The organism is Streptomyces sp. NPDC028305 (genome assembly GCF_055569495.1).
Genome location: NZ_JBVHTN010000006.1, coordinates 174,950 through 195,341 on the forward strand (window position 1 = coordinate 174,950; position 20,392 = coordinate 195,341).

The 20,392-nt window shown below is 71.2% G+C and carries 20 protein-coding genes and 1 pseudogene; 9 read left to right on the top strand and 12 right to left on the bottom strand.

Annotated features, from left to right (window positions below):
* Positions 1 to 53 precede the first annotated feature (53 nt).
* The 3 genes from ACZ4WQ_RS26170 to ACZ4WQ_RS26180 all read right to left on the bottom strand — a co-directional run bounded on the left by ACZ4WQ_RS26170 (position 54) and on the right by ACZ4WQ_RS26180 (position 3,016).
* Complete coding sequence (locus tag ACZ4WQ_RS26170) at positions 54 to 1,133, bottom strand: hypothetical protein (protein WP_398375841.1); 1,080 nt, start codon at positions 1,131 to 1,133, stop codon at positions 54 to 56.
* A 61-nt stretch (positions 1,134 to 1,194) separates the two neighbouring features.
* Positions 1,195 to 1,761, bottom strand: coding sequence for a TIGR03086 family metal-binding protein (locus ACZ4WQ_RS26175; RefSeq protein WP_398375839.1), 567 nt, complete (start codon positions 1,759 to 1,761; stop codon positions 1,195 to 1,197).
* A 322-nt stretch (positions 1,762 to 2,083) separates the two neighbouring features.
* Positions 2,084 to 3,016 carry a helix-turn-helix transcriptional regulator gene (locus ACZ4WQ_RS26180; RefSeq protein ID WP_311728487.1) on the bottom strand — a complete coding sequence of 311 codons (933 nt, stop codon included), beginning with the start codon at positions 3,014 to 3,016 and terminating at the stop codon, positions 2,084 to 2,086.
* Between the two features lie 322 nt (positions 3,017 to 3,338).
* Here ACZ4WQ_RS26180 and ACZ4WQ_RS26185 point away from each other — a divergent pair, with 322 nt between their 5' ends.
* Both ACZ4WQ_RS26185 and ACZ4WQ_RS26190 read left to right on the top strand, forming a co-directional pair.
* The gene (locus ACZ4WQ_RS26185; RefSeq protein WP_398375837.1) at positions 3,339 to 4,016 is read left to right on the top strand and encodes a DUF4232 domain-containing protein; all 678 of its coding nucleotides are present in this window, start codon (positions 3,339 to 3,341) and stop codon (positions 4,014 to 4,016) included.
* A 99-nt stretch (positions 4,017 to 4,115) separates the two neighbouring features.
* On the top strand, positions 4,116 to 4,862 hold the full coding sequence (locus ACZ4WQ_RS26190; protein WP_385347325.1) for an FG-GAP repeat domain-containing protein: 747 nt from the start codon (positions 4,116 to 4,118) through the stop codon (positions 4,860 to 4,862).
* Positions 4,863 to 4,918: 56 nt separating this feature from the next.
* On the opposite strand, the gene ACZ4WQ_RS26195 is transcribed toward ACZ4WQ_RS26190, so the two are convergent.
* The gene (locus ACZ4WQ_RS26195) at positions 4,919 to 6,235 is read right to left on the bottom strand and encodes a hypothetical protein (RefSeq protein ID WP_468022459.1); all 1,317 of its coding nucleotides are present in this window, start codon (positions 6,233 to 6,235) and stop codon (positions 4,919 to 4,921) included.
* Between the two features lie 169 nt (positions 6,236 to 6,404).
* Between ACZ4WQ_RS26195 and ACZ4WQ_RS26200 the strand changes: the two genes are divergently transcribed.
* Together ACZ4WQ_RS26200 and ACZ4WQ_RS26205 are read left to right on the top strand one after the other, a co-directional pair.
* Positions 6,405 to 7,565: a lactate 2-monooxygenase gene (locus ACZ4WQ_RS26200; protein ID WP_398375929.1), complete on the top strand. Its 1,161-nt coding sequence runs from the start codon at positions 6,405 to 6,407 to the stop codon at positions 7,563 to 7,565.
* A 190-nt stretch (positions 7,566 to 7,755) separates the two neighbouring features.
* Positions 7,756 to 8,445, top strand: a complete 690-nt coding sequence (locus tag ACZ4WQ_RS26205) for a DUF4232 domain-containing protein (RefSeq protein WP_398375836.1) — start codon at positions 7,756 to 7,758, stop codon at positions 8,443 to 8,445.
* A 7-nt stretch (positions 8,446 to 8,452) separates the two neighbouring features.
* On the opposite strand, the pseudogene ACZ4WQ_RS26210 reads toward ACZ4WQ_RS26205, so the two are convergent.
* From ACZ4WQ_RS26210 to ACZ4WQ_RS26220, 3 genes and pseudogenes are all read right to left on the bottom strand, one after another.
* Positions 8,453 to 8,904 (bottom strand): annotated as a pseudogene (locus ACZ4WQ_RS26210) (hypothetical protein).
* Between the two features lie 96 nt (positions 8,905 to 9,000).
* Entirely contained in the window at positions 9,001 to 9,162 is a 162-nt protein-coding gene (locus ACZ4WQ_RS26215; protein ID WP_385347319.1) for a hypothetical protein, read from the bottom strand.
* A 78-nt stretch (positions 9,163 to 9,240) separates the two neighbouring features.
* Positions 9,241 to 9,975: a hypothetical protein gene (locus tag ACZ4WQ_RS26220; protein WP_398375835.1), complete on the bottom strand. Its 735-nt coding sequence runs from the start codon at positions 9,973 to 9,975 to the stop codon at positions 9,241 to 9,243.
* 247 nt (positions 9,976 to 10,222) lie between these two features.
* Between ACZ4WQ_RS26220 and ACZ4WQ_RS26225 the strand changes: the two genes are divergently transcribed.
* Both ACZ4WQ_RS26225 and ACZ4WQ_RS26230 read left to right on the top strand, forming a co-directional pair.
* Positions 10,223 to 11,077 (top strand): class I SAM-dependent methyltransferase, encoded by an 855-nt coding sequence (locus ACZ4WQ_RS26225; RefSeq protein WP_398375833.1) that lies wholly within the window; start codon positions 10,223 to 10,225, stop codon positions 11,075 to 11,077.
* A 256-nt stretch (positions 11,078 to 11,333) separates the two neighbouring features.
* Positions 11,334 to 12,023: a glycoside hydrolase family 11 protein gene (locus tag ACZ4WQ_RS26230; RefSeq protein ID WP_311728496.1), complete on the top strand. Its 690-nt coding sequence runs from the start codon at positions 11,334 to 11,336 to the stop codon at positions 12,021 to 12,023.
* Here the strand turns inward: ACZ4WQ_RS26230 and ACZ4WQ_RS26235 are convergent.
* Positions 12,013 to 12,828 (bottom strand): AraC family transcriptional regulator, encoded by an 816-nt coding sequence (locus ACZ4WQ_RS26235; RefSeq protein WP_398375831.1) that lies wholly within the window; start codon positions 12,826 to 12,828, stop codon positions 12,013 to 12,015. The two genes, ACZ4WQ_RS26230 and ACZ4WQ_RS26235, sit on opposite strands and share 11 nt — an antisense overlap.
* A gap of 76 nt (positions 12,829 to 12,904) precedes the next feature.
* Here ACZ4WQ_RS26235 and ACZ4WQ_RS26240 point away from each other — a divergent pair, with 76 nt between their 5' ends.
* Both ACZ4WQ_RS26240 and ACZ4WQ_RS26245 read left to right on the top strand, forming a co-directional pair.
* Entirely contained in the window at positions 12,905 to 13,336 is a 432-nt protein-coding gene (locus tag ACZ4WQ_RS26240) for a DUF2000 family protein (RefSeq protein ID WP_398375829.1), read from the top strand.
* A gap of 21 nt (positions 13,337 to 13,357) precedes the next feature.
* A complete protein-coding gene (locus ACZ4WQ_RS26245; protein WP_398375827.1) occupies positions 13,358 to 13,879 on the top strand; it encodes a hypothetical protein in 522 nt (173 codons plus the stop codon).
* Here the strand turns inward: ACZ4WQ_RS26245 and ACZ4WQ_RS26250 are convergent.
* From ACZ4WQ_RS26250 to ACZ4WQ_RS26260, 3 genes are read right to left on the bottom strand one after another with little or no spacing between them, the layout of a single operon-like run.
* Entirely contained in the window at positions 13,856 to 14,929 is a 1,074-nt protein-coding gene (locus tag ACZ4WQ_RS26250) for a FecCD family ABC transporter permease (RefSeq protein WP_311728499.1), read from the bottom strand. The two genes, ACZ4WQ_RS26245 and ACZ4WQ_RS26250, sit on opposite strands and share 24 nt — an antisense overlap.
* A 5-nt stretch (positions 14,930 to 14,934) precedes the next feature.
* Positions 14,935 to 15,948, bottom strand: a complete 1,014-nt coding sequence (locus ACZ4WQ_RS26255; RefSeq protein ID WP_361190476.1) for a FecCD family ABC transporter permease — start codon at positions 15,946 to 15,948, stop codon at positions 14,935 to 14,937.
* 33 nt (positions 15,949 to 15,981) lie between these two features.
* Positions 15,982 to 17,058, bottom strand: coding sequence for an ABC transporter substrate-binding protein (locus ACZ4WQ_RS26260; RefSeq protein WP_361190478.1), 1,077 nt, complete (start codon positions 17,056 to 17,058; stop codon positions 15,982 to 15,984).
* A 290-nt stretch (positions 17,059 to 17,348) separates the two neighbouring features.
* Here ACZ4WQ_RS26260 and ACZ4WQ_RS26265 point away from each other — a divergent pair, with 290 nt between their 5' ends.
* Entirely contained in the window at positions 17,349 to 19,592 is a 2,244-nt protein-coding gene (locus ACZ4WQ_RS26265; RefSeq protein WP_468022460.1) for a protein kinase domain-containing protein, read from the top strand.
* Here ACZ4WQ_RS26265 and ACZ4WQ_RS26270 read toward each other — a convergent pair.
* Positions 19,570 to 20,340, bottom strand: a complete 771-nt coding sequence (locus ACZ4WQ_RS26270; protein ID WP_311728503.1) for a sulfite exporter TauE/SafE family protein — start codon at positions 20,338 to 20,340, stop codon at positions 19,570 to 19,572. The two genes, ACZ4WQ_RS26265 and ACZ4WQ_RS26270, sit on opposite strands and share 23 nt — an antisense overlap.
* Positions 20,341 to 20,392: the final 52 nt, after the last annotated feature.

A 20,392-nucleotide genomic window follows, 5' to 3' on the forward strand; every position in this document is an offset into this window, starting at 1 on the left:
CCGCAGGTCGTGGGAGTGGCGACCGCAGGTCGTCCGGGGGAACGGCTGCCGGCTCAATCGGTCTTGACGGGGGTCAGGCTGAACCCGTCGTTGGGCTTGCCCGCAAGGAGGTCGGCCAGCCCGCCGCTGAGCGCGTACGTCGTCCCGTCCGGTCCCGCGGTCACGTCGCTGGTGACGGGATCCTCGACGGTGTCGGTGACCTTCACCGTGGCCTTCTTCCAGCCGTCACGGGGCTCCACACGCTGGATCTGGGCGGGCTTGCCGGTCAGCAGACCGCTGCTGACCGCCGCGATCGAGCCGTCCTTCAGGAGCCGCATGCCGGCCGTGGGGGACCCCAGGGGCGCGGAGAGCTTCACCTCCTGCGCCTTTTCGGGATGTTTGACGGGCACCCGTACCAGGGAGCCGTCGGCCATGGCGATGATCAGGTGGTTTCCTTCCACCCACTCCACCGCTGTCATGCCCACATCGTTCAGGAAGTCGGGAATGTCAAGCGTGCCCTTGAGCAGGTCGTTCTGCAGAAATACCGAGGCGCGGCCCTTGCGGTCGATGCGGAACACCGTCGGGGTCAGCTCGTCGACGGCGTACGCGGTGCCGTCGGGCGCCACCGTCACGTCGGAGATCAGGTGCTGCTTGCCGTCCAGGGTGACCGCGGTCAGATCGACGCACCAGTCCTGCTTCCCGCTCTCCAGGTCGTAGCTGCCCACACCGGCGACGCGGAAGGGGGCGTTCTTCCTGGAACGGTCGGCAGTGCCGTAGTCCACATTGCTGACCAGGATGCGGTCCCGTTCGCGGTCGACGAGGACGGCCTGCGCCGACACCATTTCCGGGTCGTCGATGAGGGTGCGCACCTTTCCGTCAGGACTGACGGCGGAGACCGTGCCGCGCTTCAGCGACCCGGCGAGGAACGTGTTCGACCGCGCGTCGAAGTCCAGCGAGTGCGGGAACACGTTCGAGCCGTCGGCCTTGATGGCGCTGGGCTTCTTCTGCTCGGCCTGCTCGGCCCGGGTCTGCTCGGCGCCGGATGTGGAGCCGGATCCGGCAGACGAACCGTTCGCGGCCAACGCCGTTCCGGTGGCCACGGCAGCGACAAGTGCTGCGCTCGCGATGGCGATGTTCAGCTTCGTCTTCTTCATTGTTGTCCTTGTTCCTCGAGAGGGTTGCGGCCGGCGTGTACTGCGGTGACCTGCGTGAGGGTCACTCGGTGATGTCGCGTCCGAGCAGTGCGGCCAGCCGGTCGAGTGCGGGGGCGTCTTCCGGAGCGGTCCGGGACGGCGCGAACGGAGCGCCCGGTCCAGACGGCATCTGTGCCGTGAGGCCGCGGGCGAACTCGGTCTCCCGCTCGACCGTGGCCTCGTCGAACAGGGCCTTCTGGCCGATGGCCCGGGCCAGATCCCAGCCGTGCACCAGGTGCTCGATGGTCTGCAGATGCAGTGCCACAGCGCCGGGCACCTCACCGATCGGGGCCCGCACCGTGCGCTCCAGCGCTCCCGGCCGCTCGAAGGCGGCCACCAGGGCGGCGGCCGATGTCCGGAACGCCTTCTTGAGCGCTTCCGGAGCGGGGTCGAGCGCCGGCCGGGGCGGCTGCGCCCCCATCACGACGGCGAACGTGTGCTGGCCCAACAGCAGATGGTCGACCATCTGCTGGACGTTCCAGTCGGTGCAGGGCGTGGGCGCGCTCCACTGCTCCTCCTCCACGGCCTCGACCAGGTGGGCGATGGTGTCGATGACCCCGGCGAAAGCCGTGACGGGTGTGGTGGACATGGGGAACCTCCAGGAGGGGTCAAAGGGTGACTGTGCGGGCCTCTGCGGATGTTCTCCGCGATGGAAGGGGGGAGCCGGCTACGCGCCCCGCCCAAGATCAATGTCGGCGTGTGTCCGCCCATCGCGTGCGAGCGCCGAATGCGTGATGCCGGCGGGCGGGGACACAGGGGAGAGGAAAGAGGGGCGGCAGTGTCATCGGCGGCCGGAAAGCGTGCGTGACGAGGCCCCCGGGGCGCTCCCCGACAGCCTCGGGCCGGAGGCTGTCGGGTGATGTCGGGCGGACTGTGGCTTTGTGACGGCCAGATGACCGGATACGGCCGGATCAGGGGTGTACGGCAGGAACGATGTGTGCGGGGGTGCCGGCGGCAGGGCGGGCGGTCGCCGACATGTCCGCGGCGGGCTGGAGGGTCTGGTTGAGCAATCGCAGTGCCGCCTGGTCGGCGGAGCCGGGCGCCGCCGTCACCACCACCAGCCGGATCCCTTGCCCCCGGGGCACCGGGAGCGAGTGCTGACACACGTCCAGCTCCCCGACCATCGGATGGCGCATCCGGTACTCGTTCAAGCCCCAGGCGCGCACCCGGTGCTGAGCCCACAGCGTGGCGAAATGCGGGCTGCGCATCGTCAGCTCGCCGACGAGGGAGGCCAGATGCGGATCGTCCGGATACTTGCCGACCGCCTGCCGCAGTTTGCCCACCACATCCCGTGCTTTCCTGGGCCAGTCCACGTACAGGTCCCGCGTGTGGGCGTCCAGGAATACCATCCGGGCGGTGTTGGGTCGCGTGGCCGCTTGATCCGGGCTGTCCGGGGCCAGATGCCCGGCGAACAACGCATGCCCGGTGCGGTTCCACGTCAGGACGTCCGAGCGCTGGCCGAGGACCACCACGGGTGAGTCCCCGAAGGCATCCACCAGTTGGCGTATCGCCGCGGTGACACGCTCGGCGGGGAGCCGGCGACGGCTCTGCCGGACGTCACCGGACAAGGTGTGCAGGTGGCGCCGCTCCGCGTCATCCAGCCGCAGAGCCGTGGCCAGCGCGTCGAGGACCTGCGGCGAGGCGTTGAGCGACAGCCCCTGTTCCAGCCGGATGTAGTAGGCCACGCTGACGCCGGCCAACTGGGCCAGTTCCTCACGCCGCAGCCCCGGCACCCGCCGCCGGTCGCCGTAGTCCGGCAACCCCACGTCCGCCGGCTTCAACTGAGCCCGGCGCCGGGACAGGAACTCACCGAGGAGGGATTTGCCGTGCGCTGTCTCATCCATGCGACCGAGTATGGACAGGCTCTCTCCATCTAGCCTGCCCCTGCGACTAGCAGGCGCGAAGCCGCCGAGCACCTGAATTGAATACGCAGCGCCATGCCGTCCCCCGACCATGGTTACGCGAGTGAAGCTGTCACCGTACGTGGCGCCGGTAAACGACCGATGGATGCGAACCAGACCCCCACCGAGTCGGCCCACGCGGGAGCGCCAACGCTTCGTTAGTGGCGCGTTAATGGGACGGTAGCCGCCACCGGCAAGGTGAGTGCCACACCGGGCGATACGTCGCTGTGTGCACTACTCCGCTGATGACGAAGAAGGTCCTCCCATGCTGATCGCCCGCCCCCGAGTCCGTATGTTCGCCGGTGCCGGGCTGCTGATGACTGCCGCGATGCTCGCCACCGCTTGGCAGTCCTCCGACGACGCGAGTGGTCAGTCCGGTGACTCGTCGGCCTCCGCCGTGGCTGCGGTTGCGGTTGCGGCTGACCAGGACACCGGCTCTGGCGCATCGATCAAGACCTTCGTCGCGCAGGACACAGGAACCCAGGATGGTGTCGGCGCCCACGTCGGCGACGGCGAGCGTGGCAACGTCGGGCAGGAGTGCGGGGCCAACGACATTTCCTGGAGCACCAGGTCCGAGTCACAGGCCGGCGGATACATCCTGATCATCGCGAAGGCCAAGCCCGGGATCACCTGCGTCCTGCCCGCCGAACTCCCCACCGTGGCCTTCGGATCGGACGGCACCGAAGCCGGCCCCGCCGAACAGGCCGTAGGCGAAGCGGTCACCCTCGGCAAGGGAACCACCGCCTACGCCGGAGTCAACCCCAAGACCACCAACGAAAACGGCGGCAAGGAACTCAACAGCATCATCATCGCCATCGGCGCCAAGGACCCCAACCCCGTCTCCCTGCCCGTCGACACCATCACCGTCGACAAGCCCATCGTCACCAACTGGCACACCTCCGCAGCAGACGCCGTCCCCTACGACGGCGGAACCGACCAGTAACCCAACGACAGCTGCCGTAGCTGCCCATGAGCGCTTCAGGCTTCGTTCAGCCGGCGTTACCAGCATCTCCCTCGCAGCAACAACGTTAGGAGTTCGTACATGCCTCGCAAACGCTCACTTCTGATCGCCGCCCCGATCGCGGCGGTCGCCTTGTCCCTGACCGTCGCCGGTTACCAGGCCGCTGCGGCCGGGTCGTCGCCCTCGGGCGGCGCAGAGCGGGCCGGCATGGCCGCCAAGGCGACGGGCCCGTGCCTGGCCGGCGCCACGACGCTGGTCGGCGATCTCGACGGTGACGGTCGCCCGGACAAGATCACGAATCCGGGGCACACCGGAACCAAGATGACGATCCAGTGGGGGACCGCGGACGGTTCGTTCGGAACGAAGCACGCCGTCAGCAAACTCCTGGGCGCGAAGACGGGGGAGGTCGCGTCCGCCGCGGTCGCCGACTTCCAGAAGGACGGCACCCTGGACATGGTCGTCAACATCGTCAAGCCGTCCGGCATCGACGACCCCTCGACAGCGCGCGTCGCGCAATACCGCCCCGGCCCGCTCAAGCGGGCGAACCTGAGCTCCGCCCACGCCCGGCACTCCGACATCGGCGACCACGGCGAGGTCCAGCAGCTTCGGATCGCCAACTACGGCGGCGACGCCTACCCGGACCTCGCGATCCTCAACAACAACGGTGACGGGCAACTGGATCGGGACGTGCGCCTGACGGACCCGAACAGCGGCCCAGGGGACTTCGACTACGAGCTGAAGACGAAGTACGGCGCGTTCGGGTCCACCGGCGAGCCGCCGTCCATGCCCAGCAACGGCTGGGCCAAGTTCTACAAGCCCTGCTCCTGACCACAACCGGCGCCGCCCGGCCCTCATCGGGTGGGCGGCGCCGAAGCGTGCGCACCTCAGCCGGGATGCGTATCGGGGCGCATGTCGACCCCCTCCAGTCGGGAGGTCGGGGGCAGTCGCTCGAGACGAGCCGTTCTTCGCCGACGCCCGTTGCTCTTCAGCAGAGGATCACTTCGCACAGGCGGCGCGCCGGGGGCCCCGCCGCTCCTGCGCAGCCGCTCGACCAGGAGGGGCAGCCCGACGACGACTATCAGCCACACCTGCACGTAGAGCCTGTCGCCCTCCATCGCCACCGGGTGGGCAACGGACGTCAGCAGGCCCGTACCGCCCACGGCGATCAGGCAGAGCGCGATGGGCACCGAGCGGCTCATCGCGCCCCAGACGCCCAATGCCAGGAGGAAGAGCAGGGAGGGAGCCAACGCCTCTCCCTGTAGCCACTGCCACCAGTAGTTGACATCGAGCCGGGCCAGTCGGCGCCATGGGTCGGCGACTTCGGCATACGTCCAGTGGAGGGAGAAGGTGTCCTGGAGCGAATCCTCCAATCCGGGCAACCGGAGCGCCCGGCTCATCGCAAAGGCGACCAGGGACTCGAAGAGCGAGACGATGAGCAGGCAGCGCGTGCCCTTGTGCCGGGCCTGTGGAACGAACATCAGCGCCAACGCGCTCGCCGCCACCAGGCATGGCCCCACCAGGGCGAAGCTTGAGTACTTGACCGCGAAACCCAGCGCGAAGGCCGCCACGGACAGCAGAGCCCCCGCCACCCGCCGCCCCTGGCACAGCCACACCGCGCCGAGCAGCATGGCCACCATGAGGGCGATCATCGGCCCCTCCGTCATGGGCCGGCTGCCCCACAGCCCTATCGGCGTGACGTAGTACAGGCACTGACCGAGCCATGCCACCGGAGGCGGTGCACGCAGCGCGCGCAGGAGCACCAGGACCAGCAGCCCTCCGAGCGCCGTGAAACCCAGGGCAACCGCCGTCAGCCCCGCCTTGGCCCCCAAGAGCCGGACGAACGGCGCGGCCACCAGTGGATAGGCGAGGCGAGCATGGAAGAGCGCCTCGTACCGCGGATTGCTGGGGTTGAGGCCATCCGCGTGCTCAGTGAGGCAATCCTGGAACTCATAGCTGCGCACCGGGGCCCGGAACTCGATCTGATGCAGCATGCGGTTTCGCTGAAGCATGGCCGCCGTGTCCGCGCAGTAGGCCCGCAACGCTTTGTCCTGGGCTTTCCGGTAGGGGTCGCCCAAGAACTCGTACGCTGAGCGGGCGTAGCGGTATGAGTCATTGGAGAAGCGTGTGCCTGGATAGGCGAAGACATGCAACAACACAAAGACGACAACCGTCAGTAACGGGATGATCTTGTGTATTCGCATCACGAGACTCACCCTAAATGCGAACAAACAGGGCGACATCTCGAGTGGTCCACCAGGGTCTTCCTCTCAGATCTGAGCCAGAAACCCGCGTTGCGCTGCCCTCGTGCGTCACTCTCCCCTTGTGGACTTCGAGAGCCCGCACCCGGCGGGCGTGCAGGAGGACGGGATCATGGCTTTCGCCGACTACCAGAACGAGATCTACCTCGACGGGCTGCGCGGGGTGCTGCCGAACCTGCCCATGACCTCCGACGATCTGGAGCCGCTGGCCGAGGCGGCCATGCCGCCCGCGGTGCGCTCCTACGTGGCCGGCGGCGCGGGCAATGAATACACCCAGCGGGCCAACGTCACCGCGTTCGAGCAGTGGGGCCTCATCCCCCGCATGATGGTCAGCCCCACCCAGCGCGACCTGTCCGTCGACCTGTTCGGGATGCACCTGCCCACACCGCTGCTCATGGCCCCGGTCGGCGTGGTCGGTCTGTGCGCGCAGGACGGCCACGGTGACCTCGCCACCGCCCGCGCCGCCGCCCGTAGCGGCGTGCCGATGATCGCCTCCACCCTGACCGTCGATCCGATGGAGCAAGTCGCCGCCGAGTTCGGCGACACGCCCGGCTTCTTCCAGCTCTACACCCCCTCCGACCGGGAGGTGGCCGAGAGCCTGGTCCACCGGGCCGAGGCCGCGGGCTTCAAGGCCATCGTGGTCACCCTCGACACCTGGATCCCCGGCTGGCGGCCCCGTGACCTGGCAGCCAGCAACTTCCCCCAGCTCCGCGGCCACTGCCTGGCCAACTACACCAGCGACCCGGTCTTCCGCTCCCGGCTCGCCAAGGCTCCCGAGGACGACCCGACCGCGACCGTGATGCACTGGGCGACGATCTTCGGCAACCCCCTCACCTGGGACGACCTGCCCTGGCTGCGGTCGATCACCAACCTGCCGCTGATCCTCAAGGGCATCTGCCACCCCGACGACGTCCGTCGCGCCAAGGACGGCGGCGTGGACGGCGTCTACTGCTCCAACCACGGCGGACGCCAGGCCAACGGCGGCCTGCCCGCGCTCAACGCGCTGCCGGAGGTGGTCGAGGCCGCCGACGGTCTGCCGGTCCTGTTCGACTCCGGCGTCCGCACCGGGGCGGACGTCATCAAGGCCCTCGCCCTGGGTGCCACCGCGGTCGGCGTCGGCCGCCCCTATCTCTACGGCCTGGCTCTCGCCGGCACCGACGGCGTCGTCCACGTCCTGCGTTCCCTGCTGGCCGAGGCCGACCTGCTCATGGCCGTCGACGGCTACCCCACCCTCGCCGACCTGACCCCCGACGCGCTCCGCCGCCTCACCTGACCACCGCGGCAGCCCCGCTCAGAGCACCATCGCTCCGCCTTATGATCATGAAGGTACGCCCGTTGCCACCGCGGCAGCGCTGCGTTAGCGGCACGCCAACGAAACGATAGCGGCCGTCGGCAAGCTGACTACCAGACCGAGCGAAACGTCGCCGGGCGCACCGTTCCACTCATGACAAGGAAGTCTTCCCATGCGTACCACGCGCACCCGAGTCCGTACGTTCGCCGGTGCCAGTCTGCTGGTGGCTGCCGCGATGCTCGCCACCGCTTGTCAGAACTCGGACGACGCGAGTGGTCAGTCGGGTGACTCGTCTTCCTCCGCCAAGGCCGAGGCCGAGGCCGGCAAGGACACCGCCTCCGGCTCATCGACCGCAGGCAACAGCAACAGCGACAGCAACGGCAAGTCCTCCGGCACGAAGGGCGACGGCTCCGGCGCCGACGTCGGCAACGGCGAGAAGGCCGCAGTCGGGCAGGAGTGCGGGGCCAACGACATTTCCTGGAGCACCAGGTCCGAGACGCAGGCCGGCGGATACATCCTGATCATCGCGAAGGCCAAGCCCGGGATCACCTGCGTCCTGCCCGCCGAACTCCCCACCGTGGCCTTCGGATCGGACGGCACCGAAGCCGGCCCCGCCGAACAAGCCGTAGGCGAAGCGGTCACCCTCGGCAAGGGAACCACCGCCTACGCCGGGGTCAACCCCAAGACCACCAACGAAAACGGCGGCAAGGAACTCAACAGCATCATCGTCGCCATCGGCGCCAAGGACCCCAACCCCGTCTCCCTGCCCGTCGACACCATCACCGTCGACAAGCCCATCGTCACCAACTGGCACACCGACGCGGCGGACGCCGTCCCCTACGACGGCGGAACCGACCAGTAACCCGCAATCAGAGCGTTGAGCGGATGCGGCCCTGTCCGGCGGTGACGAGCCCGCCGGACAGGGCCCGCATGGCGCGCTCGACGGTCTCCTGGTTTTCGCCGACCGGAGCCACGTAGTCGATGACGTCGCGCGCGGCGGCCTCCCCGAGGGTGCGGGTGATCACCCACGCGGCGAGATACTGGGACGACGGGCAGCCGCCCGCCGTGGCGATGTTCCCCTCGGCGTGAAACGGCGCGTCCAGCACGGTGACGTCGCAAGCCTCGACATAGGGCCGGCTCTTGATGTCCGTGCAGGCGGGCATGGTGTCCAGCAACCCGAGCCGGGCGAGCACCAGCGCGCCCGAGCACTGCGCGCCGATCAGCTGTCGCGAAGGGTCGAGCGGCAGCGGTTGATCAACGCGGAGGCGATGAAGCTGTCGAGCTCGTTGAACCCGTCAAAGGTGACCACGGCGACCTGCATGGCAACTCCTCAAAGAACGGCAGCACTGGAAGCAGTCTGCCGGGGGTGCCGTGTCCAGGTCGCGGGCCAGATCTCCATCGGTGGCCATCGCGCCCGCTACTTGCCCCCGCCGACGGCGTCGACCGTGATGGCGGAGGGCGCCGCGTCGTTGGCGGTCGCGGTGTCCTGGCATGCCGCCAGCGCGAACGCTGCCACGGTGGCGACCACCGCGGCGGCGGCGACCTTACGGAGGTGGCGGAGTTCGGCATGGCATGACATGTGTCCCCCTGTTGTCGCGGGCTTCATCCCCGTCCTTCAGGGGCCGTGACAACAAGCCTGTTCGGCGGCGCTGACGATCTACTGCCGCCCGGCTAACGCGCCGCTAATTCGGTCGCGTTCGGCGATGCCGGTGCATAGGTTGAGCGGATGCCCGAGCCCAGCGAGAGCGAGAGCGACAGCGCCCGCGCCGCAGCCCTGAGGGAGCTGCTGGGCGTCGAGCGCTGGGAGCGGCTGGAGCCCTGGGCCGTGGCCCGGGTGCGGGTTCGAGGTGCGGATGTGGCGCCTTCCGTTGTCGTCAAGTGGGCCGAGGGCGGACCCGTCCAGGGGCGTGACGCCGGGTGGCGGTTGCGTACCGAGGTGGCCGCGCTCCGGTTTCTCCGGGACGACGTCGGGATCGCCCTCGCCCCTCGCGTCATCGCCGCCGACGCGGCGGCCGGGTTCGTGGTCCTGGAAGACCTCGCGCCGCGCACCACCCTGGACCGGCTGCTGCGGCGCGACGGAGCGGCGGCCCACGGCGACCGGCTGGCCGCCTTCGCCCGTGCCCTCGGTGAGCTGGGCGCGGCCACCGCCGGGCGGGCCGAGGACTACTACGCGCGCCGGGCCGGGCTGGGGCCGGTCGACCCCGCGGCCGACCGGGCCGGGCGGCTCGCCCCGTACCGCGACAGGGGGATCGAGCACGCCGTGGGACTCGGGGTGCCGCTGGAGGCCGGACCCGCCACCGAGATCGGCGCGGTGGTGGATGAGCTGGCCGCCCCGGGGCCGTTTCTCGCCCTCGGCAATGGGGACGCGGAAGCCAACAACGTCCTTCTGCATGCCTCCGGCCCGGCCGACGCCCGCCTCCGCCTGGAGCGGTTCGCCCTGCTGGACGCCCGCCCACCGGGCGACCGCAGCCGCCCCCAGCTCGTCGCCACCCTCGAAGCCACCGCGCCCTGCCCCACCTCACCGCCTGGCTCCAGCGCATCGCCGCCCTGCTGCGCGGCCGTTGGCCCGACGCCGACCAGGACTTCACCGACCTCGTGCGATTTCCGGCCTACCAGGCTCGGCACGCCCCTCAGATGTGATGGACGTGATGGACGGCTGGGAGTGGGACGACACCTTGTTCTCGGGCACGGCGGCCTACTACCGGCGCGGGAGGCTCCCGTACGCCCCCGGGCTGGCGGACGTGCTCGCCGAGGTGCTGCGGCTCGACGGGCGGGGGCGCCTCATCGACGTGGGATGCGGGCCGGGCACCCTGGCCCTGAGTCTGGCGCAGGTGTTCCATGAGGTGGTCGGGGTGGACCCGGACCGCGGGATGATCGACGAAGCCGGGCGCGGGGCCGCCGAGGCGGGGGTGGCCGGAAAGGCGCGGTGGGTGCGGATCCGGGCCGAGGATCTGCCCGCGGATCTCGGCTCCTTCACCGTGGCCACCTTCGCGCAGTCCTTCCACTGGATGGATCGCGACCTGGTGGCGGCGACCGTCAGGGGCATGCTCCGGCCGGGCGGGGCGCTGGTGCATGTCTCGGACTTGAAGACGGAGATCCGCAGCGTGGACGGTCTCCCGTATCCCGCGGTGCCCTATGCGGCGATCGACGAACTGGTCAGGCGCTATCTGGGGCCGGTCCGACGGGCCGGCCGGGGGGTGCTGCCGCAGGGAACGCCGGGTGGCGAGGCGGCGGTGCTCGCGCGGGCGGGGTTCTCCGGTCCCCGGCGCGTGGTCGTTCCCGGCGGGCAGGCGCTGGAACGCACGCCGGACGATGTCGTCGCGGGGGTGTTCTCGATGTCCTTCTCGGCTCCGCATCTGTTCGGCACGCGCCGTGATGCGTTCGAGGCGGACCTGCGCGGACTGCTGGGGGCGGCCTCCCCGGCGGGCCGGTTCTCGGAACGTCAGCCGAGCTCCGAGGTCTTCGTCTGGGGCAGGGACTCCGCCCCGTTGTGATCGGACAGCGTGATCCGGAATATCTCCGAAAAGTTTTCGGTATATCGGCTCGAATCCTGGCCCACGGCACTGGGGTTTTCGTTATTCGTCTTGAATTGATCAATGTGTCGACCCCGCCACCAGGTGAAATGCTTTTTCAGAAGATCCCTGATCAAGTCCGGCCTTCCGGAACCCTTGCGGAAACTGTTGACACCCCATGGAGCCGGTTCAACACTGTCGGCATCAACGGCCCGTCAGCTTCATGAGGAGGAGCATCATGCACGAGGACGACGCCCCCGCCCGCCCGACCAGCCGCAGAGGCTTCATCGGCCGGGCCGGCGCCCTGGCACTGGTCACCTCCGGGTTGATGGTCCCGGGCACCGCGCGCGCCGACACGACGATCACCACCAACCAGACCGGCACCAACAACGGCTTCTACTATTCGTTCTGGACCGACGGCGGTGGCTCGGTCTCCATGACCCTGGCGTCCGGCGGCAGTTACCGGACCTCGTGGACCAACTGCTCCAATTTTGTCTGCGGTAAGGGCTGGAGCACCGGCGGACGCAGGAATGTGAGCTACTCGGGCAGCTTCAATCCGTCCGGCAATGGATATTTAGCGCTCTACGGGTGGACCTCGAATCCGCTCGTGGAGTATTACGTCGTCGACAGCTGGGGCACTTATCGGCCCACGGGCACGTACAAGGGCGCGGTCACCAGTGACGGCGGTACGTACGACATCTACCAGACGACGCGCTACAACGCGCCCTCCGTCGAGGGCACTCGGACCTTCAACCAGTACTGGAGCGTCCGGCAGTCGAAGCGCACGGGCGGGACCATCACCACGGGCAACCACTTCGACGCATGGGCCCGTTCCGGAATGGGCCTCGGCACGTTCAAGTACTACATGATCCTCGCGACGGAGGGCTATCAGAGCAGTGGGAACTCCAGCCTGACGGTCAGCGGATGACCGTCGTGACGACGGCGTTCCGGGCGTAGCGGCCCGGGGTGACGCCCACAAACCGCTTGAAGTGCCTGGTCAGGTGCGACTGATCGTAGAAGCCCACCGCGGTGGCCACCTCCGCGGGCGGTCGGCCGTCGAGGAGCAGCCGTCGGGCGTGGTCGACGCGCCGGGACATCAGGTACTGGTGCGGGGCGATCCCGAAGGCCGTGCTGAACGCCCGGACCAGATGGGTGGGGTGGGCGGGCACCAGCGTGGCCGCCTCGTCCAGGGTCATGCCGTCGAACAGCCGCTCGTCGAGGAGTTCCCGCAGGCTGTGGGCCACGCCCGGGTCGGAGTCGGGCGGGGTGGCGGCGAGCCGGGGCAGCAGGTGTCCGCGCAGCCGCTCGCCGATCAGGGCGAGACGGCTGGCCGCCTCCAGTTCGTCGCCGGGCCGCGTCAACGCCGCGTGCAGCTGCCCGATGCGGCGGCGCAGGAGCGGGTCGACGATGTCGGGGTGGTCCACCGCCGGGCCGATGAGGCCCTCGTCCAGCTGGGACAGGTCCAGGTAGAGGACGCGTTTACGGAAACCCTGCGGGGTGGCGGGCGAGCCGTTGTGCGGGACCTGCGGGGGCAGCAGGGACACCGTGTCGTGCGGGGTGCCGCACTCGCGGCGGTTCAGGTCGTAGCGGACCGCGCCATTGTCGACGATCAGCAGCGTCCACACGTCGTGGACGTGCATCGGGTACGCGTGCTCGGTGAAGTGGGCGTGGAAGACCTCCACGACGCCCGGCACCCGCGGGCGCCACGCGGACACCTCGTGCCGGGACACCATGCAAGAAACGTACAAGACGGTACGGCGGGGTGCTCGGCAGCCTCGGAGCATGACGAGCACGACAAGCATGACGACCATGACGACTGAGACCACGCCCGTACGATTCGACACCAAGATCGCCGTGGTGCTGCGGGAGGACCTGCCGACCTGGCAGCGGCTGAATGTGACCGCGTTCCTGGTCAGCGGCCTCGGCTCGGAGCTGCCCGAAGTGATCGGCGAGCCGTACGCCGACGCCGACGGCACCGCCTACCTGCCGATGTTCCGCCAGCCCGTCCTGGTCTTCGAGGGGACGAAGGAGACGCTGACCGCGGCGCACACCCGCGCCCTGTCCCGCGCGCTCCCCCGGGCCGTGTTCACCTCCGACCTCTTCGCCACCGGCAACGACCGGGACAACCGCGCGGCGGTGCGGGCGGTGCCGAAGGACCAGCTGGATCTGGTGGGGCTCGCCGTGTACGGGCCGCGCAACGCGGTCGACAAGGTGCTCAAGGGGGCCCGTATGCACCCCTGAGCGCCGCGTACCGTGGCGCGGGTGGGCAACGTGTTCGGGGGGTTCGGGGGCGGCGGTGGCGGCGGGCTCTCGCTGTCCAACGGGGGGACGGATGTCTTCCTCGACGTCCTGACACTCGCCGTCTCCGATCTCGCGCGCGACCCGTGGGACTTCCGCTTCGCCGCCCTCCTGACCCTTCAGGACCAGAACGTCATGGGGCGGGGCGCCGTCGGATTCGACCTGGAGGAGATCGACTGGGGGGCGACCCGCGCCGAGCGGGCCCGGGCCAAGGACTTCGTGGGGCGCGTCGTCGACCTCGCGCTGCGCCGGCACCGCTGGGACGAGCTGGGGTACGAGCCGCCGTTCGCGGAGGGGTATCTGCGGCGGTTCAGGGCCATGGTCGAGGCGTTCGACCCGGCCGACGCCGTACGCGGCCATGGCGGTGTCTTCCCCGGGCCGGACGGAGCCGCGGTCGCCTCGTGCGTACCGCACCGGGTGCTGAGCGCCCTGCCGTACTGGGACGGCTGCCGCTTCTGCCGTTCAGCGGCGGGTCAGGAGCCATAGGAAGTACGGGCCCCCGACCGCCGCGGTCAGGGCGCCCGCCGGGATCTCCAGCGGGGGCAGCGCGGTGCGGGCGGCCAGGTCGGCGAGGACGAGGGTGACGGAGCCGGTCAGGGCCGAGGTGGCGAGGGGAAGGTGGGGGGTGCGGGTGAGGCGGCGGGAGAGCTGGGGGGCGGTGAGGGCGATGAAGCCGATCGGGCCCGCCGCCGCCACGGCCGCCGCGGCGAGCAGGGCGCCGAGGGCGGTGAGCCCGAGGCGGACGCGGGCCACCGGGACGCCGAGCCCGGCGGCCGTGTCGGGGTCGAGCCCGGTCACCCGCAGCGCGCGGGCGGCGAGCACCAGCGCGGGCAGCGCCAGCAGCAGGGCCAGCGCGAGCGGCTCGGCCTCCGCCCAGCCACGGCCGTTGAGACTGCCGGTCAGCCAGAGTTTGACCTGCTCGGCCTGGGACGGCTCGCTCTCGCTCGCGTACAGCTGCACGATCGCGGAGAGCGCCACCCCGATCCCCGTCCCGGTCAGCACGAACCGGCCCGAGTGCGCCGTTCCCCCGCGCCAGGCGAGTACGTAGACGAGGGCGGCCGCGGCGAGCCCACCGACGGCGGAGACCAGCGGGAGGGCGCCGGGCGAGGTGACCAGGCCGGTGGCGAGCGCGGTCACGTTGGCGGCCGCCGCGCCGTGGCTGACGCCGATGACGTCGGGGCTGGCCAGCGGGTTGCGGGTGACGCTCTGGATGAGCGCTCCGGACAGCCCGAGCGCGGCGCCGACCAGGGCGCCCAGCACGGCCCGGGGGACGCGGAGTTCGCCGACCACGAGCGCGTCCCGGCTGGGTTCGCCGCGCAGGATCCGCCAGACCTCGCCGGGCGGGACGAACGGCTGACCGACGCAGGCCGCCGCGACCAGCGCGCCCGCAAGCAGCACCAGCAGGATGGCGGCGACCAGCAGCGAGCGGCGGTGCAGGGTGATCGAGTACGGGCCGCGGCGCAGCACGAGCGTTCCGCTCGCCCGGCCTGGCCCCGGGTCGCGGCGCGTCCCCGGTGCCGCGCTCACCCCGCTCATCCCGCTCACCCCGCCACGCCCCTGCGTCGTACGAGCGCCACCAGCACCGGCGCCCCCACCAGCGCCGTCATCACCCCGGCCGGGACCTCCGCCGGGGCGAGCACCACGCGGCCCGCGACATCGGCGGCCAGCAGCAGGCTCGCGCCGAGCAGCGCGGACAGCGGCAGGACGAAGCCGTAGCCGCCGCCGCTGCCCCGGGCGAGGCGGCGGGCGAGATGGGGCGCGGCCAGGCCGACGAAGGCCACCGGGCCCGCGGCGGCCACGGCGGCGGCCGTCAGCAGGGCCGCGCCGAGCGCCGCCGTGACGCGGATCAGCCCCACGCGGTGGCCCTGCGCGCGGGCGGTCTCGTCGCCGAGGAGGAGCGCGTCCAGGCCGCGGGCGCGGGCGACGACGATCAGGGCGCCGACGGCCAGGAACGGCAGCATCTGGGTGACGGTCCCGCTGTCGCGCCCGCTGAGGGAGCCCACCTGCCAGAAGCGGTACTGGTCCAGGGTCGCGGAGTCCGCGGTCAGCAGGACGGAGGTGGCGCCGGCCACCATCGCGGACAGCGCCGTCCCGGCGAGCGCCAGCTTGACGGGCGTGGCCCCGCCCCGGCTGCGCAGCGCCACCAGGTACACCAGGCAGGCGGCGGTGATCGCCCCGCCGAAGGCGTACCAGACATAGCCGTTGAAGCCGCCAGCCAGCCCGGACACGATGGCCAGCACGACCCCGGCCGAGGCGCCTTGGCTGAGCCCGAGGATGCCCGGGTCGGCGAGCGGGTTGCGGGTGATGGCCTGGAGCGCGGCACCCGCCAGGCCGAGCGCGGCCCCGGCGGTGACCCCGACCGCGGCGCGCGGCACCCGCAGGGTCCGTACGACCAGCGCGTCGGGGGTGGCGCCGCCGTGCAGCAGGGCGTCCCAGACGGTGGCCGGGGGGATGGGGCGGGTGCCGACGGCGAGGCTGGCGGTGACCGCGGCGAGGGTGAGCGCGCCCGCGGCGAGCAGCCACCCGAGGCGGGTACGGACGGGCCGGGTACGCACGGGCCGGGTGCGGGGAGGAGGGGCCACTGGGCGCTACTCGGACGTGCCGCCGAGCGAGTCGGCCAGTTCGTCGGCGACCAGACGGGCGGCGGTGGGACCGGCGTTGAGGTACCAGGCGTCGTCGTCGACCCGGACCGCGTGTCCGGCCTTGACCGCCTTGAGCGACTTCCACAGCGGCCCGGCCAGCACGCTGCCGGCGTCCGTCTTCGCCGGGTCGCCCTGGACCGAATAGAAGATCCAGCCGCCGTCGGCGATGTCGATCCGCTCGGCGCTGATGTCCTGTGAGATCGCCCGGAACCGCTGGGACGCGGGCCGGGACAGGCCCATGTCCACGGCGATGGATCCGGTGAAGGAGGAGACGCCGAACATCCGGGTCCGGTCGGCGGTGAAGCGAACCATGGATACGCCGGCCGCGCCGGTCGCGCCGGACACACCGTCCGCGGCGGCCTTCTTCTCGTAGGCGTCCAGGACTTTCCGCGCCCGCTCGCCCTTGCCGACGGCGGCGCCGACGAGCAGCAGGTCGCGCTTCCAGTTGATGCCCTGGCCCTGGGTCAGCACGGTGGGGGCGATCTTCGACAGCTTCGGATAGAGCGCCTTGAGGCTGGCGTTGGCCAGGATCAGATCCGGGCGGGCCGCGGAGAGGGCCTCCAGGTTCGGCGCGTTGCGCGTGCCGACGTCGGTCATCTCGGCCAGCCGCTCGCGCCGGTCCGGGAACGCGGTCCGCAGATAGCCGGGGACCAGCCCGCCGTTCTCGGCGCGGGTGGCGGCGGTCGGGGTGACGCCGAGGGTCAGCAGGTCGTCCAGCTGCCCGGTGCTCAGGACGGCGATCCGGGCGGGGGCCTTCCTGACCTCGGTGGTGCCGACGACGTGCTTGACGGTGCGCGGGAAGGTGCCGTCCGGCTCCTCGGCGCCCATGCCGGGGGCCAGTCGGCTGGGGGCGGCCGTCGGGCCGGTCGACGCGCCCGCCACCAGGTTGCGGGATCCCTTGTCGGTGCCGTCCGCGCCGCCACCGCCCGTGGAGCACCCGGCCAGCAGTCCGCCCACGACGGTCACGGCCATGGTCACGGCCACGGCCGGCAGGGCCCTGGCCCCGGCTCTGCGCACACGCACAACAAACCCCTCCTCGCATTAGGTAAGGCTTACCTTAACGTGCGCCACCAGCCGTTTCGTGGAGTGGGTGGGGTCGGCGCGGCACCGGAGGTCTCGGCGGGGAGTCTGTCCGAACAGGGGGTGACCCCCGGCCGAGCGCAGTGGGCTAACGTCTCACTAACGCCTCACTGACGCGGCACGTCGGCGGTTCGGGCGTGGCCGACCGGTCAGGCGGGCCCGCCGGCCCTAACCTGGTTACCTGGCAAAGCCGTTCGGGCGGGACGAAACGGGAGAAAGAGGATGGGCGAGCGATGCCGCTGAGCGCCGGGGACCCTGAATCCATAAGCGGCTACACCCTGACCGACCGGCTCGGCGCGGGCGGCATGGGCGTCGTCTATCTCGGGCGCTCGGACTCGGGGCGGCAGGTCGCGGTCAAGCTCGTGCACGAACAGTACGCGCAGGACGAGGAGTTCCGGACCCGCTTCCGGCAGGAGGTCGCGGCGGCCCGCAAGGTGAGCGGGGCGTTCACCGCCCCGGTGGTGGACGCCGATCCGGACGCCGCGCGGCCCTGGATGGCCACGCTGTACGTGCCCGGCCCCACCCTGAGCGAGGTCGTACGCGAGAAAGGCCCGCTGGGCGGGCGGGATCTGCGGCGGCTGGGGCTGGGTCTCGTCGAGGCGCTGCGCGACATCCACAAGGTCGGGGTGGTGCACCGGGACCTGAAGCCCTCCAACATCCTGATGGCCGGGGACGGTCCGCGCGTCATCGATTTCGGCATCTCGCGCGCCGCCGACAACCAGACGCTCACCGTCACCGTCGGGAGGGTGCTGGGCACCCCGCCCTTCATGTCGCCCGAGCAACTGCGCACACCCCGGGGCGTCACCGCGGCCTCGGACGTGTTCTCGCTGGGGTCGCTGCTGGTGTACGCGGTCACGGGCACCGCGCCGTTCGACTCCGACAGCCCGTACGTGTCGGGCTATCAGGTGATGTACGAGCACCCGACGCTGGCCGGGGTCCCCAGGCCGCTCGCGGCGATCGCCGAGCGCTGCCTGGACAAGGACCCGGCGAAGCGGCCCGATCTGACCGAGCTGCACCGCATGCTCGACGCGCTGCCCGACTTCCCCGCCGCGGACCGCTCGACCGTCAAAAGGCCGAACGCCGAGGGCCCGGACGCCGAAGGCGCCCTTCAGGCCCCGCCGCCACCGCCCCCGCTCCCCGGCAAGCCCGCCGCCGGGCGGCGGCGCCGACGGCTGATCCTCACGGTCATCGGCGCGACCCTGGCCCTCGCCGGGCTGACCGTCGCGGCGGTGATGTTCGCGACGGACTCGCCCTCGCCGGACACGACGCAGCCCACCGCGTCCACGCCATCCGCGGCGCTGCCCAAGGGCTGGCAGCCCTGGCGCACGTCGCTGAGCGTCACCACGTCCGGCCCCCAGATGGGCTACCAGAAGTCCGGGTGTGTGTCCGACGCCACCACCCTGTACTGCGGCGGAACGGGCTTCACCATCGCCGCGGTGGACGCCGCCACCGGTCGCGTCCGGTGGCGGTGGGGAAACTCCCCGCAGCAGGCGCGGCCGATCGGGGTGCGGGACGGGGTCGTCTACGCCTACCGGGAGTCTGGAGGGCAGGGCCGGCAGGTGGTGGCGCTGGACGCCGACACCAAGAAACAGCGGTGGACACAGCAGATGAGCGGGTCCGGATCGGCGGTCCTGTTCCCCGGCGGGGTGCTGACGCTGGCGGACGGGGAACAGGAGTTCATCGCGTACGGGACGTCGGGTCGGCAGCTGTGGCGGTCGCCGGCGCTCGCGGGGAAGTTCTGCGATCCGACGGTGCTGGGCGGCGTCCCGTACGCCCTCTGCTCACCCATCGACGATTCCGGCCTGGCCGTCGAGGGCCCGTACACCCTGCTGCGCCTCGACCCCGCTGACGGCACCCCGCACGAACTCGCCACCCTCCCCAAGAAGTCGCTGCTCCTCGGCGCCTTCCGCGACCAGCCCGTGTTCCTCGTGCCGCAGACCGCGAAAGACGTGTACGACGAGGGGTACGTGCGGCCGTACAACGCCCTGATCCGTGTGGACCCGCGCACCGGCGAGACCGAGCGGACCGCACTGTCCCACACCATGTACGGCTCGGCCACCGTGCTGAACGGCGTCGTCTACTTCGTCCAGGACAACGGGGCGGTCAGCGCCGTGTCCGCGGACACCGGCCGGAGGCTGTGGCGGAGGTCGACGGACGTCGAGAGCCTGTCCGCGCCGGTGAGGTCCGAGAAGTACGGACAGCTGTACTTCTCCAACCGCTTCGGCCGGTTGCTGGCGCTGAACACCAGGACCGGGGCGGAGGCGTGGCGCATCACGGCGCTGAACGACGTCGGGGTCGGGGGTGTGGCCGTCCCGCCGAGCGTGATGCTCGTCAAGGACGAGATCGTGGCCACGGCCGGGTACACGGCGTTCTCCGTGCGCGCGGACCGGCCCTCGGCCCGGCTGTCGGCCCAGCCCTCGTCGGGTGAGCCCTCGAGTGAGGCCTCGGACTCGCCTACCCCTGGTACCAGAGGCTGACCGCGAGGCCGAGGCCGGCCAGGGCTATGGCGATGCGCAGCGGGGTCTCGGGCAGCCGCCGTACGATCACGGGGCCCACCCAGCTGCCCAGGAGGGCGCCGACGCCGAGCGCCACGGCGGCGCCCCAGTGCACGGGCGCGACGAAGGCGTAGGCCACCGCGGCGGTGATGTTGGCCGCGCCGGTGGCGATGTTCTTGACGGCGTTGGTGACCGGGAGCGGCTCGCCCGCGGCGGCGGTGAGCGAGAGCACCGCCAGCATCAGCACGCCGGAGGCCGCGCCGAAGTAGCCGCCGTACAGGCCGACCAGCAGGACCGCGGCGGCGATGGGGAGCGTGGGGCGGGCGGCGGAGCCGAGGGCGTGCGCCCGCGAGGTCACCAGGCGGCGCAGCGGGTCGCGGACCAGGATCAGCACCGAGCCGAGCGCGATGAGCCACGGCACGACGGCCTCGAAGGCCGAGGACGGGGTGGAGAGCAGCAGCGCGGCCCCCACCGCGCCGCCGAGCGCGGAGAGGACCGCGAGCCGCAGCAGACGGTCGCGCTGACCGCGCAGTTCGGTCCGGGACCCGGCCGCGGTGCCCACCGTGTTGGAGAACAGCGCGACCGTGTTGGTCACATTGGCCGCCACCGGCGGCAGCCCCGCCGCGAGCAGCGCCGGGTAGCTGAACAGCGAGGCCAGACCGGCGATCGAGCCGGCGAGCCCCGAGGCCACGCCGGCCGACACCAGCAGTGCCGAGGAGCCGATTCCCATCTCCAGTTCCCCGCTCCTGCCGCCCATGCCCGCGTGTGCCGTCGGCTCATCC